Origin of the sequence: Lapidilactobacillus concavus DSM 17758, from assembly GCF_001435835.1 — a bacterium.
In the GTDB taxonomy this organism is placed as follows: domain Bacteria; phylum Bacillota; class Bacilli; order Lactobacillales; family Lactobacillaceae; genus Lapidilactobacillus; species Lapidilactobacillus concavus.
Map to the genome: position 1 here is coordinate 1 of NZ_AZFX01000019.1, position 17115 is coordinate 17115.

Annotated in this window: 15 protein-coding genes and 1 pseudogene; 4 read left to right on the plus strand and 12 right to left on the minus strand. The window is 43.8% G+C overall.

Annotation, left to right across the window (positions count from 1 at the left end; translation table 11 throughout):
* Positions 1–145 precede the first annotated feature (145 nt).
* Together FC15_RS02515 and FC15_RS02520 are read left to right on the plus strand one after the other, a co-directional pair.
* The gene (locus FC15_RS02515; RefSeq protein WP_057823656.1) at positions 146–1555 is read left to right on the plus strand and encodes a C69 family dipeptidase; all 1410 of its coding nucleotides are present in this window, start codon (positions 146–148) and stop codon (positions 1553–1555) included.
* 187 nt (positions 1556–1742) lie between these two features.
* Positions 1743–2849: an Mbeg1-like protein gene (locus FC15_RS02520; protein WP_057823658.1), complete on the plus strand. Its 1107-nt coding sequence runs from the start codon at positions 1743–1745 to the stop codon at positions 2847–2849.
* A 43-nt stretch (positions 2850–2892) separates the two neighbouring features.
* Here the strand turns inward: FC15_RS02520 and rbsK are convergent, their stop codons facing one another.
* The 11 genes and pseudogenes from rbsK to rlmH form a co-directional block, all read right to left on the minus strand.
* Positions 2893–3804: a ribokinase gene (rbsK, locus tag FC15_RS02525; protein ID WP_057823659.1), complete on the minus strand. Its 912-nt coding sequence runs from the start codon at positions 3802–3804 to the stop codon at positions 2893–2895.
* A 35-nt stretch (positions 3805–3839) separates the two neighbouring features.
* Positions 3840–4424 (minus strand): uracil-DNA glycosylase family protein, encoded by a 585-nt coding sequence (locus FC15_RS02530; protein WP_057823661.1) that lies wholly within the window; start codon positions 4422–4424, stop codon positions 3840–3842.
* Between the two features lie 221 nt (positions 4425–4645).
* Positions 4646–5377, minus strand: coding sequence for a class I SAM-dependent methyltransferase (locus FC15_RS02535; RefSeq protein ID WP_057823664.1), 732 nt, complete (start codon positions 5375–5377; stop codon positions 4646–4648).
* A gap of 39 nt (positions 5378–5416) precedes the next feature.
* Positions 5417–6502: an endonuclease/exonuclease/phosphatase family protein gene (locus tag FC15_RS02540; RefSeq protein WP_057823666.1), complete on the minus strand. Its 1086-nt coding sequence runs from the start codon at positions 6500–6502 to the stop codon at positions 5417–5419.
* An 85-nt stretch (positions 6503–6587) separates the two neighbouring features.
* Positions 6588–7082 (minus strand): annotated as a pseudogene (locus tag FC15_RS02545) (N-acetyltransferase family protein).
* A gap of 49 nt (positions 7083–7131) precedes the next feature.
* Entirely contained in the window at positions 7132–8109 is a 978-nt protein-coding gene (locus FC15_RS02550) for an aldo/keto reductase (protein ID WP_186803289.1), read from the minus strand.
* A gap of 18 nt (positions 8110–8127) precedes the next feature.
* Positions 8128–9315: a CapA family protein gene (locus FC15_RS02555; RefSeq protein ID WP_057823668.1), complete on the minus strand. Its 1188-nt coding sequence runs from the start codon at positions 9313–9315 to the stop codon at positions 8128–8130.
* 153 nt (positions 9316–9468) lie between these two features.
* Positions 9469–9729, minus strand: a complete 261-nt coding sequence (locus FC15_RS02560; RefSeq protein WP_371861356.1) for an MmcQ/YjbR family DNA-binding protein — start codon at positions 9727–9729, stop codon at positions 9469–9471.
* Positions 9722–10600: a proline iminopeptidase gene (gene pepI, locus FC15_RS02565; RefSeq protein ID WP_057823670.1), complete on the minus strand. Its 879-nt coding sequence runs from the start codon at positions 10598–10600 to the stop codon at positions 9722–9724. The genes FC15_RS02560 and pepI overlap by 8 nt, the downstream gene beginning before the upstream one ends.
* 36 nt (positions 10601–10636) lie before the next feature.
* Positions 10637–12604: an elongation factor G gene (locus FC15_RS02570; protein WP_057823672.1), complete on the minus strand. Its 1968-nt coding sequence runs from the start codon at positions 12602–12604 to the stop codon at positions 10637–10639.
* A gap of 129 nt (positions 12605–12733) precedes the next feature.
* The gene (gene rlmH, locus FC15_RS02575) at positions 12734–13213 is read right to left on the minus strand and encodes a 23S rRNA (pseudouridine(1915)-N(3))-methyltransferase RlmH (RefSeq protein ID WP_057823675.1); all 480 of its coding nucleotides are present in this window, start codon (positions 13211–13213) and stop codon (positions 12734–12736) included.
* 236 nt (positions 13214–13449) lie between these two features.
* On the opposite strand from rlmH, the gene FC15_RS02580 reads away from it, so the two are divergent.
* A complete protein-coding gene (locus FC15_RS02580) occupies positions 13450–13947 on the plus strand; it encodes a QueT transporter family protein (RefSeq protein ID WP_057823677.1) in 498 nt (165 codons plus the stop codon).
* Between the two features lie 158 nt (positions 13948–14105).
* Positions 14106–14645 carry a hypothetical protein gene (locus tag FC15_RS02585; protein ID WP_057823678.1) on the plus strand — a complete coding sequence of 180 codons (540 nt, stop codon included), beginning with the start codon at positions 14106–14108 and terminating at the stop codon, positions 14643–14645.
* A gap of 848 nt (positions 14646–15493) precedes the next feature.
* Here FC15_RS02585 and FC15_RS02590 read toward each other — a convergent pair.
* Positions 15494–17032 carry an ATP-binding cassette domain-containing protein gene (locus FC15_RS02590; protein ID WP_338042828.1) on the minus strand — a complete coding sequence of 513 codons (1539 nt, stop codon included), beginning with the start codon at positions 17030–17032 and terminating at the stop codon, positions 15494–15496.
* Positions 17033–17115 lie beyond the last annotated feature (83 nt).

Sequence of the window (17115 nt, forward strand, 5' to 3'; positions counted from 1 at the left end):
ATGGCCTTTTTGGTCTAGTCATTTAGGTGTTGCACTTCAATTTTAAATCCGGCATTTATTTTCATTCTTTATTTTTTAGAAAAAGTGACCTACAATTATGGTTAAACTTAAATGTTTGCACAATTCATAGATAAGGAATGATCACATGACAAAACGTTTCCATGGTTCTTGTACGACAATTCTGGTCGGCAAGGATGCTACAATTGATGGCTCTACAATGATTGCACGGAATGAGGATGGCCCTGGTCCACTCAATCCCGAGAAATTCATCGTGGTTAATCCGGAGGAACAGCCTAAACACTATAAGTCTGTTCTGAGCCCCGCAGAAATGGATCTGCCTGACAATCCATTGCGTTACACGTCAACACCTGATGCAAGTGGTGCAACTGGTATTTGGGCAGCTGCAGGTATCAACGCTGAAAATGTTGCCATGACTGCAACCGAGACGATCACAACCAATGCTCGTATTTTGGGCGTCGATCCTTTGACAGATGAAGGCATTGGTGAAGAAGATTTCGTCGTGATCACCCTGCCTTATGTTCATTCCGCACGCGAAGGCGTTCAACGTCTGGGCGCACTCCTCGAAAAATACGGCACCTATGAAACAAACGGTATCTGCTTCTCTGATAAAGACGAAGTTTGGTACTTCGAATCGATTGCCGGTCATCACTGGGCGGCCATTCGTATTCCCGATGATGCTTACGTGATTGCACCAAATCGTTTCAACATCGACCAATTTGATTTCGATTCTGACGATACCCTGTATTCAGCCGATTTACCGGAATTGATCGACACTTATCACTTGAACCCAGACCGCAATCAAGTTAACTTGCGCCATATTTTTGGCAGCGCAACAATCAAAGACTCACGCTATAATAACCCACGTGCTTGGTATGGTCAGAAATATTTCAACCCCGAGATCGAGAACAGTCCCTTCGATCAAGACCTGCCTTTCATCTGCCGAACGTCTAAAAAAATCAGTGTCGAAGATGTTAAGTGGGTGCTCAGCTCACACTACCAAAACACGGTTTATGATGCTTATGGCACATTAGGTACCGAGGCTGAGAAGAAACTCCTGCGGCCAATCGGCATCAATCGTAACCAAGAGTTGCATATTTTACAAATTCGCAATGACGTTCCTGCAGAAATTGCCGGGATCCACTGGCTTGCATTTGGCCCAAATACCTTCAATGCCGTGGTACCATTCTATGCTAACGTCAAAGACACGCCAGAGAATTACAAAAATACCACGTTAGATCTCGATCCTAACAATATTTACTGGCTCTCAAATATACTCGCGTTGATTGGCGATAGCGACTTCGATCTCTATGAGGACGAAGAGAACATCTTCGAACAAAACACTGTCGCAGAATGTCGTCATCTACAAATCGAAGCCGACCAAGCATACGCCGAACAACCAGACATCCAAGCTTATCTTGAGGCGATCAACAATCAAATGGCCACACGCTACCAAAAGAATGCCAATAAATTGCTCGGTCAAATGTTAGCCTTTGGCGAGCCGAAGATGAAATTACAATTTCAATTGCATGATTAACGACACGTTCCACTAAAAAGCCACTGCAAGTTCATAACTCGCAGTGGTTTTTTTGTTTCCTTATAGACTCAACTCTGTGATGACCACTTCTAGCACAATTTCGACGAATCGCGAAGCCAATTTTTGCGGCAATCATTGCTTATCTGCTATAATTGCAGCATCTCAAGCGTTTCGGTAGGGTGATTAGATGAAAAATCTTGTTTCTTACGTCACACAATATCAGGATCGAACTTTTGCGCAGATGCCGTTCAACGAGTTGGATGGCGTTATTTTGTCACAATTAGCTTACGTTGATTATCGACTGTTGCAGGAAGTGCCTCACAAATTCTCAAAAATCGCTTCCGTTAAATTACTTGAAAAGTCTGTTGCTCGAACTTGGAATCCGGCAGGGAACTATGCCCTATTACTCGCCCTACGTCAGAGCCGACGTTACCAGCAATTAAGCTGGTCTCATTGGGTCTCACAAACCGACATGGCGCTCGAGGAACAATTCAGTGCAGTGACATTGTCATTTGCACCACATCGTTATTTCATTGCGTTTCGTGGCACTACTGCAACTCTGGTCGACTGGAAAGAAGACTTTAACATGACTTTTCTGGACACCATTCCATCGCAACGAACGGCGTTACGCTACTTCGAACGAATCGCCCACGAACTTCCTGGTCGCTATTATTTAGGTGGGCATTCTAAAGGTGGCAACTTAGCTAGTTACGTCGTTGCGCACAGTCGTGGTCGCCTGCAAGAGGCGATTGTTGATGTCTACAGTGCAGATGGACCAGGCTTAAAAGCACCCCTTGAGACGACAATTAAACGTAAAATCCACAAATTGATTCCTGAAGCCTCTGTGATTGGCCTGTTACTAGAACCTGAAACGAATTACCAAGTTGTTAAAAGTCAGGCGACCGGCATTAAACAACATGATCCGTATACTTGGCAAGTCACCAATCACACGTTTGATTTGGTGGCGGCACCAAGTCATCTTTCACAATTCACCCAACAAGCCGTTGCCCGCTGGTTGACAAATCTCGACGATGCCACCAAACAAGAATTTCTCGATTCACTCTACTCACTTTTAGCCACAACGAAATATCAAGAGATTGACGATTTTACAAATAGTTGGCGCGGGATACTCAAGCTATTGGCGCCTGAGCTTATGAATACGAAACACGAAACACGCCAGCAATGGCATCACGTGACCGGTCAATTACTCAACTCAGTCCTCACTGAAGCTAAAGATCTCCTCCAAGAAAAAAAGCCACGGCTCAAAAACAATCGTCGTGACTCAAAACATTAGACGCTGAAAATAAATGGCGTCTTTTTTTGACAGTTGGCTCACTCTAGTCGGGTGTGATTTCATCCTTAAATGGAATCGCATCTTGTGCGCCCAAACGTTGAACAGTGATTGCAGAGGCTTGATTGCCAAATAAAAGAGCTTCGGTTAAATTTGAAAAGTCAGGTTGCAGGACACTTGCAAGCGCGCCGATAAAAGTATCCCCAGCGGCAGTCGTATCGATTGCCTTGACCCTCAGCGCAGGAATCAATCCTTGTTGGGAGGCAGTCTGATAATAAACACCGGCTTTACCCAGCGTGATCACAACAATAGAAACACCCGAATCCGCAAGTTTCGTGGCAGCAAGCTGGGCACTTTTTTCATCGTACACATGGACGCCAGTGAGAATTTCGGCTTCCGTTTCGTTCGGGACAATGATATCGGTCAACGCTAATAATTCCGGTGGGATGCTCGCAATCGCTGGTGCAGGGTTCAAGATCGTTTTCACACCGGCTTTTTTCGCTAGGGAAAATGCTTCGAGTGTCGACTTTAATTCAGTCTCAAACTGTGCAATCAAAAAATCACTGGTTGTAATTAACGGCTGAGACTGTCGCACTTGCTCAGGCGTGAATGCCGTATTCGCCCCAGCATTGATCATAATTCGGTTCTCACCCTGTTCATCGACTGTAATAAACGCCTGCCCAGTTGTGTGATCTGCAAGTTGAGCGATACCGTCGACATTAATTGCTGCAGCTCGCAACAAATTTAACATCTGTTGTCCGACATCATCCGTCCCAACCGCACCAATGAAGGCGACTTTGGCGCCGAGTCGTTGTGCGGCGATGGCTTGATTAGCCCCCTTGCCCCCACCAGATGTGATGAGCTTTTGAATACGAATCGTTTCTCCTGGCTCTGGGACACGTTGTAAATATAATGTTGTATCTAGATTGATACTGCCGACAATTGTCACTTTGTTCATCAGTGTCACCTCATTTTGATGTCTTGAATCGTTCATCAGACCATCAGCCGCTGAACGTTTTTTTGTAAAGTTGGAATCACTTCTGTTTCAAACCATGGGTGTTGATGCAGCCAACCATAGTTCAAAGGCGAAGGATGAACTAACGGTAAGTATTCGGGTAGATAATCGTCAAAATGACGAACGGTTTCGGTCAATGTTCGATAGCGACGACCTTGCAAATAAAATTTCTGTGCGTATTGTCCGATCAGCAAAGTCAATTGAATGTTCGGCATTAAGTCTAAAAGTGGCTGATGCCATTTTTCCGCAAAGCCTGGTCTAGGCGGCAAATCGCCATGTGCACCCTTGCCTGGATAGTAAAAATCCAGTGGCATCACAGCAATCTTACCCGGTTGATAAAATTCTGACTTCGTCAATCCCATCCATGAGCGTAACCGGTCACCACTCGGATCATTCCAGAAGACCATTGACTCCTGCGCTTTGCGACTCGGTGCTTGACTGATCAATAAAATCTTAGCAGTCGGTTCAATCTGATACAGCGGCAGGATTCCGGCCTGAGTATACTGAATATTCTGCGGATCTTGGCGAATTTTTTGATCAATGATTTGGCACTTGTCTGTCATTTGACGGCATCCTTTCGAAAGTGAGTCTTATTGCATTGACTAACGACTTGGCAGGGACAGTTGACCACCCGACATGGCTTTTATGATATCACAAATCATCGATGCTGGTCTCTGCTCTCCAATGACAAACCTCCAACTTCGACTCATTGCGTCCGATCGAAAAATTGAATTTAAAAACGCACGATTTCCACTAAATTTCGAAATTGTGCGTTGATTGCGACCTATTTTTGATTTGTTGCCGCCATGATTAACATCATCGGTCGACGAAGTTCATCTTTCATCCCAGGTTGATCCAACATATTTTGTGGCGGTTGCGGTTCCTGCAAATGATCGACTGTGAATCCGTGACTGACCAAGTCTTCGAAGTACGTCGTCAAGGTACGGTGATATTTCGTGACCGGCGTATCCAAGAAGTTCGCGAGCCGTTGCCCCTCGTCAAAATAACGATCAACGGGAAAATAACTAATTTTTCCTGCTGCATCGTAAACCCAATCCTGGTGGCCTTCGGCAGTGAAAACTGGATGCTCAACGGAAAAAATAAATCGGCCCTGCGGCTTCAGATAACCATGAACGGCTGCCGTAACTTGAGCAAAAGATGGTAAATAGTGGAAGGCTAGCGAACTAATGACCACATCAAACTGATTTTCTGGAAAGCTAACGGTGGCAATATCGGCTTTCAAATAAGTCACATTAGTCGCTGTCGTCTGATCCCGCGCGACCGTCAACATTTTTTCAGAGAGATCGACACCGACAACCGACTTGGCGCCGTGCTCGGCCGCGTAACGGCAATGCCATCCATAACCGCAACCAAGATCAAGTACAGATAGGCCACGAAAATCCGGCAATAATTGTTGGAGGGTCGGCCACTCGCCTGCGCCAGCTAAACCAAGTTTACTACGATTCATTTCACTATATTTTTGGAAAAATTGATCATCATCATAAATGTCTGTCATCAAAAACACTCCTTGCATCAATCAAATCTGATCTCTTAATTATGGTTTCAATTTAAACGCCAATCTCACTGGGTTATGATCGGAATTCTTGAAGCCTGCATTGACCACGTGAACCGATTCAGCTTGAACATTGGGTGAAAGAATGAAGCCATCCACTAACGTGACAAATGACTGTCCGGGGACATAGGGTTGATCCAACGCGCGAACAGATGGCACTGCAGCTTTAGCGAGTCCCATCGTGGGTACGTGGAAGCCAGCAGGCAATTTAGAATAAGGGAATAGATGCGTCCAAGTCATGGTTTCATCGCTCGTGTTAAAAATATCCGGCGTATTTTTTAAAAGTCGATGGTTGTAATCACCAGCAATCACAACATAATTACCGTCTTGATAAAACCGTTGCGCATATTTAAACAGCTTGGCGAACTGTGCCTCTTGAATGCGATGATCCTTCGTAAATGCCGAGAGGTGAATATTAATTAATGCCAACTGATGCCCATTATCTGTCGGCAGTTTGGTGACAGTGAAGGCACGATCCAAATCGATAAACTTATTAAAATTCGTTTCGATCGGTAAAGAATAACGGCGCGCACTGGTCACTTTTTTATTTGCTAAGGTAATCAGCCCTGACTTTGCTTTACCAATCGGGTCATTAAATGGATAAAATAAATACGGTGAATCATAATTCTGACCATAGACGGCGTGATGTGTCGATCCAAATGCCTGCTCAATTGCTGCCACTTGATCGACGTGACGCGAACGATCGCCATCCTGATCAACTTCTTGAAAGAACATAAAATCTGTGTCGGCTTGTTTCGTCGTTGTAATCACACCGGAGGTCGCCTTTTCAACCGCTGACTTACTGTAAGCTTTAGCATATTTACCGCTATCCATAAAGAAAGAGTAACTAGGCGGATACGAACCATAACCCACATTCCAAGTTTGCGCATGATAAAGATGATCTGTCTGAATTTCTTTTTGGTCAACAGGTGCTGACTTCACAGTGAGCGCCTGATTGTCCGGCACCCGATAATAAGAAATATAAGCGTAAGCTAAATAACTCAACGCGGCGACCACAACGAGGCCAACTAAACCTCCAATAACTTTCAAGAAACGACGATGCTTCATGCTAACTCCTCCAACTTTTTATCTTTCATTCATCACAAAAATCAATGTACTCGTTGAGCGTCTCCCGCTAAATTGGTGTGACCGGTTAAAAATGGCGTCCAAGAATATCTAAGCTTCGCCGTTGTCCGTCCATGAGCGCGACATCCGGCAGATGTCCCCAGATTTCAAGCCCATTCTTTTGGAACAGATGCTGACTAGGAAAGTTGTGACTAAAACATAAGCCACAATGGCATCGATCCCGAGCCGTGGCAACTGATCACGAACGTAATCTAGCGTCTGTTGACCAATTCCCTGGTGGCGGAATTGTCAATCGATATACAGACTAACTTCAACCGTTCGGCGATAGGCAGGGCGACCCATAAAAAGATTCCAGTCCAACCCAACCTGCCACTTGTTGCTCACGTTTAATCACCCAGAGAGGCCGCGTTTCTGGGTTGAAATCCTGAAACCAACTTAGCCGCGACTCAACCGTTACCGGCGCCAAATCAGCGGTCACCATCCGCCCTGCAATCGTTTGATTGTAGATCTCAATAATTTTTGGCAGTTGTTCAATAACCGCATTTTCAAAATAAATCGTCAAATCGACGACCTCCTTGCCATGATCATCTTAATCAATCTATGGTCGCTAATTACCACAAATTCTCGACGCTGTCCTTAATATAGTTGTCGTAAACATCGCGAACGATCTGCATCTGTGCATCGGTAAAAGGTGGCCGTTCTGCAGCAGCCGCATTCGCCGTGATCTGTTCGGGTTTGCTGGCACCAGGAATAACTGCAGAGACTGCGTCATACATTAGAATATAGCGCAATGCCATCGGTGCTAGGTCATCAGTTTTAAGTCGACGCTTCAACTCGTCAACAGCTTTTAACCCCGTTTCAAAATCAACGCCGGAGAAAGTCTCTCCCTTATCGAAAGCCTCACCGTGGCGATTAAAGGTGCGATGATCATTCTTGCCAAATGTCGTCTGTGCCGTATACTTACCACTCAATAGGCCACTCGCTAATGGCACTCGCGCGAGAATACCAACATTAGCGGCTTGCGCCTTAGCGAAGAACTCAGTCGCCGGTCGCAGACGAAACATATTAAAAATGATCTCGACCGCCGAAATATCATATTGTAACGCCGTTATGGCCTCAGCTACTCGTTCAACGCTGACGCCATAGTTGCGAATCTTACCCATCCGCTTCAAGTCGTCCAAAGTTTGAAAAACTTCGGGATCATCATAGACGCTCGTGGGTGGACAGTGTAACAAAACTAAATCCAAAGCATCCACCTGCATATTTTTCAATGAATGATCTACAAATGACATTAAATTTTGCTTTGAATAATTTGCAGCACTGTGTGGTTCAATCCTACGCCCCATTTTCGTTGAATAATGAACGTCGGGATGTTTTTTAAGAAATTGACCCACCGCATGCTCGCTCAAGCCATCTTGATAAATATCCGCCGTGTCAAAATAATTAACGCCAGATTCATACGCTGCTTCTAAGGTTCGTGCGGCATCATCGGCGTCGAAGGGATCACCCCACTTGGAGCCGAGTTGCCATGTTCCTAATGAAACCTCACTGATTTTAAAATTTGTTTTGCCTAGTGTTCGATAATCCATGATAATCACCTTTCTATTCTATTGGGGACGAACCGTCACAAACTCTGAACTAATTCGCCCATTCAATGTTGGCGACAATTGGTTTATATAGGCCAACACCGCTGCCTGTGCATCGCCCGTATATGGCGTCGGCACGTAATCGTTGTAGGCATCCGTTGAAGAGATACGCGTTGGGATTACACGGAATTGCGTCTCAACAATGTCGGCGCCCTTCACAGTCAAATTCGCTTGTAGCAGAAACGAACGCTTGTCACTCGGATTGGAATTTCCACCAAACGCAAAATTACTCATCGAATACGCAATCAGTTTACCCTGATAGACTTCTAGCGATTGAATGACGTGTGGATGAGAGCCAATCACCATATCCGCACCGTGATCAATGGCAGCGTGTGCCAAACGCTTCTGAGTATCATTTGGATAAGCATCACGCTCGATTCCCCAGTGGAAATAAGGGATCACAACTTGGCAACCTCTTTGACGCATCTGTTGAATATCCGCGCCAATTTTAGCCTGATCGGCATCCGTCGCCGTCCAGCCAGTATATCCGAGCAAGCCAATCTTAACGCCTTTAATCGTTGTCGTATATTGATAGCCTTCACCGAAATAACCGACCTGCGCATCTTTCAAGGTTTGGATCGTATCGTCAAATCCGCGCTGTCCGTAATCGTAAATATGATTATTACTCACCGTCACCGTTTCAATACTACTCGCGGTCAACGCCTTCACCAATTCAGGATCGCCCTTGAAGTGAAAGACGACATTGCCCGCTTTATAAGCTGGTTGGTTGCTGTGCGTCAACGTCGTTTCAAGATTAGCAATCGTCAGATCATCGGTTCGAAAATAACGCGCCACATTTTTGAAAAAGTATTGCGGATCCTTGCCATGTCGCGCCCAAACAGTTGGTAAACTCGTCGCGGTCGCGAATTGTGGATCGCTGCCTAAGGTATTGTCGCCCATAAAGGTGAGTTGCAAGGTCTCGGTAGCTATTGTCGGCACTTTTTTTGAAGTTGCCGATTTTGCCGCTGTCTTTTTCGACGAAGAATCAGTCGTCTTGGATTTGGTCGTGCGCGATGACCGATCGGCTTTCGTGGCTGATGATTCCTGAGCAGCGCCACATCCTGTTAAAAATAATAATAAACAAATGGCTAATAGTACCTGGAAAAAATAGTTTTGCTGGTTGGGGGCGTGCTGACTTATTCTTCGCATCCTCGTACTCCTCTACAATTCTTCCGATCAATCGCTGTCAGTTCTAATTATTTTTTTCGTGATAAGGTCAAACGTGCACTTTCTTTGATCATGTTAACGAGTTCTTCGTGTGAAACTTCGGTGTCATTGACTGCAATCGTGTTCCAATGCGTCTTATTCATATGATAACCCGGATAAACACCCGCGCAAATGCCGCATGATTGCACCTTGTTCAGGCTTCAATTTCAGGTCAATCAGTAGCTGACCCTCTCGTTCAAAAATCATCGCCAGAATCTTGTGGTTCGTTTTTTGCTTGATGATAGTCCATAAAATCTGTTCATGTGAATTGCCACCATTGAATGGATAATCTTCGAACGCATCTGTTTGTGTCAAGACCAAGTCAATTAATTCACGACGCTGAATCGGCTTAGTCATTAGCCTTCAACCACTGATCTAAGACTTCAATAAATTCATCGTGTTGATCCAATAAGGCAAGATGGCGACTATTCGCGAATAAATGCCATTGTGCATTGGGGATATGATCATAGACGGCCTTGGCAATCAACGGCGTACATAAATCGTCTGTCCCATTCGTCACCAACACGGGGACGTGAATCCGATGCAGTTGATCCGTGACGTCAAAATCACTGATTGTACCATTCTCAGTGAACTCGTTTGGACCCTCGGCAATCAAACTTGCGCGTTTACCATTGGTCGGCCTGCGAAGCGGCTCTGGTGAATTCTCATCGGGAGCATCCCAACAATAACGGGCCATGTAATGATCATTGGCCATTAAATACTTCGGCCCACTGAAGTCACCAGTACGTTCTGACTCGGCAATTGCAGCTCGATCCTGATCACTTAAATAAGAAATCAACCGATGTTGTTCCTGTGTCCACAATTTAATTGAAGCCGGCGACCCATTGATCATCACACTCTTGATACCCTGAGGATCGAAACTGGTCAGATAATACATTTCTAACATGCCACCCCAAGATTGTCCTAATAAATGGACTTGATCGAGATGTAAATACTCGCGTAAGGCGATTAATTCGGCAACCCAAGTCTCCTTGACATAGATTGCAGGATCTTCAGGTAACGAGGACCGGCCACATCCTACTTGATCATACATGATTAACTGGCGACCGGTTTTTGCGTAATCGTCTATCAACTCAAAGTAATTGTGCGACGATCCAGGGCCACCGTGGATTAATAATAACGGTGCCTGATCTGGATTTGGTTCGCCAACGATCCGATAATAAGTTTTAAAGCCACGAAATGGCATGTATCCTTCTGTAATTTTCATTAAAATCCCTCTTCATTGAGATTAATTGTACACTTCCTAAGATAATGGCGCATAGGGAAGATGAGCCGCTTGTGGAACCTGATTCCAGGCAACCGGATAGCCCGCACCATGTGCACAAAAAACTGAATCCGGCGTATTTTCTAAATCTGAAACAGGTTCGTAGGCTAGTAATTGTTCGATTTCATCTGCATTATGGCAAGGACGATAACCATCGACCAGACACGTCAATTGTCCTTGTCCATGCGTGTAAGCATAGACCTCTTGAGCATAACCACGCATTTCTGAAACTGGCGCAAACCCGGTTAGGCTGACTAAGCTTTCATCGGTGTGACCACTTTCAACCGGCTCAAATGTCCCACTCATGCGCTGAATGTCATTCATGGCGCGTCCAACTTGATCTTGCGTCACTTCAAGTCTGAATCGATACCAGGGCTCTAGAAGTTGGCAGGTTCCCCGCATCTTGGCCATCATCAGACCTTGGCGTACTGCGCGCCAAGTTGCCTCGCGGAAATCACCGCCAACAGTATGCACATTGCTGGCACGGCCATTGATCAGCGTCATTTTGATTGCCGTCAATGGTGAACCCGTTAAGACACCAAGATGTTCTTTCGCCGCCAGGCTAGTGAGCACTTGATGCTGCCAATTACGGCTCAAATTCTCTAACGAACATTCGCTGGCAAAAATCACACCCTGATCGTGCTCGGCAGGCTCGAGGCGTAAATGAACCTCAGCATAGTGACGTAATGGTTCAAAGTGACCGACACCTTCAATGGCTGCCGTAATCGTTTCTTGGTAAAGAATATGTCCTTCATCGAAACCAACTGGCAACTTAAAGCGTTCTTGTAAAATTTGTTCGAGAATTTCCAACTGAACTTCTCCCATTAATGCCACGTGAATTTCTTGCAGATGTTCCGACCAAGTAACGTGTAACTGCGGATTTTCATCTTCGAGCTGACGTAATGCAGCCAAACAAGCCTGAATCTCCTGTCCTTTTGGATCTAGCGCATAATTCAAGACCGGCCGAATCACTAGCGCTTGGCCGTCCGCTTGTTGACCTAGCCCTTGATTCTGATAAGTTGTCGTTAATCCCGTCAAAGCGCAAACTTCACCGATATGAACCACAGGTTTTAAGATAAATTTTGTCCCGTTGTAAACCCGAATCTGATTGACCTTCTCATCCGCAATCAACGCCTTCGTGGATAACGTTCCCTGTGTCAATCGAATCCAAGTTAGACGCTCACCTTTGTGATCATGGGTGATCTTAAAGACACGCGCGCCAAACGCCTCATGCTCATCTGAGATGGCTGCATTCGCCGATGTTTCCGCCCAACGCGCGATTCCTGCCAAAAAGTCTGTGACCCCCGTCAACTTCAACGCTGCCCCGAAGTAACACGGAAAAACTTGACGCTGTACAATCATCTGTCGAATCGAAGTATCGGTTAATTGACCCGTCGTCACAAATTCATCCAATGCTTTTTCGTCACACATCGCCAGACTTTCATTGATGTCATCCACAAATTCCCCAGTTTCCACTGTCGCAAATGGAAGACAACCTTCTGAAAATTTGCGTTGTAGATCAGACAACATCTGTGTGCGTTCGAAGCCGGCCACATCAATCTTATTCACAAAAATAAAAGTTGGGACGTGATAATGTGCTAATAATTGCCACAATGTCCGCGTATAACCCTGAACGCCATCCTGCGCAGAAACCACCAAAATAGCATAATCTAGAACTGACAGGACAGCTTCCGTCTGATTAGCAAAATCGACATGCCCTGGTGTATCCAATAGGGTCAGTTGTAAATCTCGATACGTTAAATTTGCCTGGTGAGAAAAAATCGTGATGCCACGTTTTTTTTCTAAATCATCTGAATCCAGAAAAGCATCCCCATGATCAACTCGCCCCAGTTGACGTAAGGCACCAGTTTGATACAGCAACGCTTCAGACAAAGTCGTTTTACCCGCATCGACATGCGCCACAATACCCGTCACGATCTGCTTCATGCTTAATTACTCCTACGACTCATATTTAACAACTAGTATACACGTTCTGAATGATGTTTAATGTCGATTAAGATGCTTGAGATGTGGATATTCTACTCCCACGCCGCAAATTTAAAAATTCCACCAATCTTACTTGTGGTAGGGACTACCTTCGTTGATCATGAATGCCCGGTAGATTTGTTCGCTTAAGACGACACGCATCAGTTGGTGGGGCAGCGTTAATTTCCCAAAGCTTAAGGTATCATCACCGCGCTTCATCACCGCTGGACTCAGGCCTAGCGAACCACCAATCACGAACGTAATATCGCTGTGTCCATAAGTGACCAGATCAGAAAGCTCCTTCGCAAAATCCTCGGACGCCCGCTGACGACCCTTAATGGCAAGGACAATGACATATTCTTTGTCCTTGATCTTATCGAGAATACGCTCGCCTTCAACAGCCATGACTTGATCCATCTGCGCTTGGCTCAGTTTCTCTGGTGCCTTTTCATCTGCCACCTCAATGAGCTTAAATTTCGTAAAGCGACTCAGGCGTTTCGCATATTCCGCAATCGCCGCTTTAAAATATGATTCCTTAAGTTTTCCAACCGCAATGATCTTGATTGTCATCTACTGCCCACTCCTATTCTTGACCGCAATTCCTAATTATATTCTACTATGAAAGAGCCTAGATAACCTCCCTTTCTTAAAACTAAGCTTGCTAATTGACCCTGTTTTGTTCTATATTAGGTCATGGATCATTTGCGATCCGCTGCAACACTTCTGATTCCGCAAGGTCTCTCCTTTGGTTGCAGTTAATTAGTGGGACATCTGATGACAGATGTGCTCATAAAGGAGTGTTTCATATGACAAAAGAACAGAACCATCTTCGCGATATTGTTATCGCAGGTATTATCGCGGCTTTATACGTCGCATTAACCTATTTGAGCCAAGTTTTCGGACTCGGTTATGGCGCCGTCCAAGTTCGCCTCTCCGAGATGTTGAACTGCCTCGTTATTTTTAATAAACGCTACATTTGGGGCGTCACCGTTGGCTGTATCATCGCCAATTTATCAAGCCCACTAGGCGTTGTTGACATTCTTTGGGGCTCAGCAGAAACATTAATTGCGTTGATAATTATCTATTTCGTCGCAAAAAAATTGCCTAACCTCAAGTCAAAACTTGTGGCTGGCGTAGTGATCGGAACAGTTTTCATGTTCTTAATTGCGCTAGAATTAACGGTTTTACTTCACCTCCCATTTTGGATGACCTATTTAACAACAGCTTTAGGTGAATTCATTTCGATGGGTATCGGCGCTATTCTCATTTACTTCATCAGTAAACGGATTGATTTTGCATCCTAACCATGATAGTTAACTTCAATTTCTGAACTCGTTGATCAACTTCAACGAGTTTTTTTGTTTTTTGAAAAAAGAGCTATGCATATTTCTTGTTCGCGCATACAGCTGTCAACTAAGATTAAGTTAGTCAGATACCTACGTTAGCCAAAGGAGTGAACAGGATGAAACAAGATGATTGGAAACATTTAAATGACTCGACCGAGGATCAACAAGTCGATCAACAAATGCACGAAAATGAAGCAATCGCCGACGATCTCAACGAAATGGATCAAGTCGACGATGGGCTCGATCCCACCGATCAAGGCTTAGATGAGACTGGCAAAAAATTGCAGGATCATGATGATGAGCGTGAATCAGCAGCATCAGCTTCAACTTCTGCCGAAGATACACATGCCCCATATCCACCCAATTCAGCGTTGCATTTGTACACCAATCCCGGTTCATCTGAATCGAGCATACCAACTGATGAGGAAACCGAACCTGGTGGAAAGCCGGAGCCAACTAAACCCGATCAACAACCAGACGAACCTAATCAGCGCCCCCTTCATCATCCAGATGAGCAACCAGACGTTCAACCACCTGAACAACCGGACATTGTCAAACCAGCGCATGGCCCAATCGTGCCGCCAATTCCGCCGATGTCGCCCTTAGAACATCCGGGAGAACAGCCAACGCCAGAACCACCAACGAAATTTCCGTAACCAAAACCAATCCCGCCGTCTGAGAATGACTGCGGGATTTTTTTGCGAAAAAACAGGCTGTGGAAAATTTTTCGCCGCTTTTTGGGGTACTTATAAACAGAAGCCAAAAATAACTGTGTTTATCCCCAAGTTATCCACAAAGTTATCCACTTGTACACATGTTCGCCCCGTAATCTTGTGTCAAAAAAAGGGCTTGATACAAAATATTCCATTTTGAAAAGTCAAGCATAATATTTTATTTTTTAGTTATCCCCCGTTGAGAATCATCATGTTACCTGACTAAATCGTGTGAAACACCTTTAAATAAAGGCTTATTTGAAGTCGAAAGAAAAGTCTATCAAGTTATCCACACTTGTGCACAAATTTGTGGATAAGTGTGGAACGGCTTTAAAAGCTTTTAACATAAGATATGCACACTATTGTCCACAGCCTGTGGATAAACTATAAACATTCAAAATTTTCTTGACAATCTTCAAAATTATGCGTGGCAATTGATTTTGATCATAACGCCGTGATTTTTTCGTCTCTTAACGAATAATTCTGTGAAACAGAAACATTATCTTATTAATCACTCTATGCAGAATCTATAGATTGTTTCCCCAACGGATGCTTGATCCCACTGAATAATCTAGATTTAAATATGTTAATCAGCCATCATTATCCTTCTCTATATTGTCGCAAAGACGAACAATTAGAAAATTACACAGATTTTTATCAGGAAATGAAACTTGTTCCAACTGGCGATCCCCAAAAACGCAATTATGGCATCTTTGCCACACAAAAAAGCCGGTCCTATTCAGATAGAGCTGGCTTTCTTACTACCAGATTATAATTAACTTCATCGAGAATTATGCTTGATCGAGTGAGATAACATCATCATATTTGGGAATCATCTCTGGGCTCAAATGGTGATTAACTTCAATTAAAGTCAATTTTTTATCATTAAGTAACACTTCATCAATCTTGGTGGCAGTTTGTGTATCTAATGCTGATAAACCTTCATCAATTAAAGCAATTAATTTGGGTTGATAGAAGAAGCGCGCTAATGCTAGTCGCTGTTTCTGACCACCGGAGAGATTTTGACCATTCTCTGCTATCATCTGTTTACTAGTATCTGTAAAATCAACTTCCGCCTTTTCTAGTGCAACTTTGAGATTGTCATCTAATAAAGTTTGATCCCACAAAGAAATATTGTTTGCGACTGTGTCATTAAACAAATAGACATTTTGATCGACATACTGCAGTAGTGAAACCAGCTGATCCTGACTAAACTGATGTAAATCAATACCATCAATCAAGATTTGTCCAGAATAATTAGTGATCTGACCGCTTAAAATCTTCAGTAACGTACTCTTACCGACACCACTCTTACCCACTAAAGCATATTTCCCACCTTTGTTAATCTTTAAGTTCAGCTGATGAAAGATTACCTTGTTACCAACGGTATAATTCAAATTTTTAATTTCAAGCATTGTTCTGAAAATTGGTGCTGACACCTGTTCTTCTACAGCCTTTCCTGAAAATTGTGGCTTAATTTTATCAAAAAGTGGCCGTGTTGCTTTAATCTGTACAAATTCGTTGCTGAAACTCGATAGTGAGTTAAAAACATTTGCTGCTATATTACCGGTTGAACTGATCGCACCTAGCGGTATTAGGCCCATGATTGCCAAGACACTTGTCACAATATCAACCATAATTTGACAGAAAATACTCAATCCACCAATAGTATTTGTAACCCGCGCATTGGTTTTTGTATACGCGATTTTTGTACTCGCATAGTGTTGCGACGTCTTCTTTACCAATTGCCGATATATTGCTAGACGTCTAAAATTGAAAAAAACATCAAATCCATTCAGATAATTCGTTAAGTGATTAGATAACTCTGCATTGCCCTCAGACAAATTCCGTGTTGCTTGTGCCATTGGTTGACCTAATTTATTCGGTAACAACATCATCAACATTGCTAAAACTAAGATTACGGGTAGAAACAATAAGTGATAAGACGCTAATGCTACAGTTGCAAAAATAATCAGAACACCATGAGAAAGCAACGAAAAGGTTTTACTTATGGCGTTTGCTTCGATATTTCCAGCATCATTGATATACTCTGATAGATACTCGCCATTATTTTTCTCATGAAATTCAGCGTAAGTCTTTTGTGTCACCTGTGCAGAAATTGACTCCCGCACTTCAATCATAATCTTTTGTATTAACTTTTCTTGAAATACTGTTTGAACGTAATCACTGGATAACAATATAATCCATACGATTAAATTAATCGTAATCCAAAAAACAATTGTTTCATATTTTTTGAAAAAATAGCGTTGGTTGAAAACGTCAGAAGAACTGATGTTGCAGTTGAGAGTCCAGCGTCGATCACCAGCCAAATAACATTAATTATCATCATAAATCGAGGTAGCGTCAAGAATCTTGTGTAAATGAAATGCCTTCGTACATATAATATGTATCT

Bases quoted from the DNA above. Each gene is read 5' to 3' on its own strand.
- FC15_RS02550 (WP_186803289.1), bottom strand. From the start codon at position 8,109: ATGGATTATCGAACACTAGGCAAAACAAATTTTAAAATCAGTGAGGTT.
- FC15_RS02540 (WP_057823666.1), bottom strand. From the start codon at position 6,502: ATGAAGCATCGTCGTTTCTTGAAAGTTATTGGAGGTTTAGTTGGCCTC.
- FC15_RS02555 (WP_057823668.1), bottom strand. From the start codon at position 9,315: ATGCGAAGAATAAGTCAGCACGCCCCCAACCAGCAAAACTATTTTTTC.
- rbsK (WP_057823659.1), bottom strand. From the start codon at position 3,804: ATGAACAAAGTGACAATTGTCGGCAGTATCAATCTAGATACAACATTA.
- FC15_RS02585 (WP_057823678.1), top strand. From the start codon at position 14,106: ATGAAACAAGATGATTGGAAACATTTAAATGACTCGACCGAGGATCAA.
- FC15_RS02580 (WP_057823677.1), top strand. From the start codon at position 13,450: ATGACAAAAGAACAGAACCATCTTCGCGATATTGTTATCGCAGGTATT.
- FC15_RS02515 (WP_057823656.1), top strand. From the start codon at position 146: ATGACAAAACGTTTCCATGGTTCTTGTACGACAATTCTGGTCGGCAAG.
- FC15_RS02535 (WP_057823664.1), bottom strand. From the start codon at position 5,377: ATGACAGACATTTATGATGATGATCAATTTTTCCAAAAATATAGTGAA.
- FC15_RS02520 (WP_057823658.1), top strand. From the start codon at position 1,743: ATGAAAAATCTTGTTTCTTACGTCACACAATATCAGGATCGAACTTTT.
- rlmH (WP_057823675.1), bottom strand. From the start codon at position 13,213: ATGACAATCAAGATCATTGCGGTTGGAAAACTTAAGGAATCATATTTT.
- FC15_RS02530 (WP_057823661.1), bottom strand. From the start codon at position 4,424: ATGACAGACAAGTGCCAAATCATTGATCAAAAAATTCGCCAAGATCCG.
- FC15_RS02560 (WP_371861356.1), bottom strand. From the start codon at position 9,729: ATGACTAAGCCGATTCAGCGTCGTGAATTAATTGACTTGGTCTTGACA.
- pepI (WP_057823670.1), bottom strand. From the start codon at position 10,600: ATGAAAATTACAGAAGGATACATGCCATTTCGTGGCTTTAAAACTTAT.
- FC15_RS02570 (WP_057823672.1), bottom strand. From the start codon at position 12,604: ATGAAGCAGATCGTGACGGGTATTGTGGCGCATGTCGATGCGGGTAAA.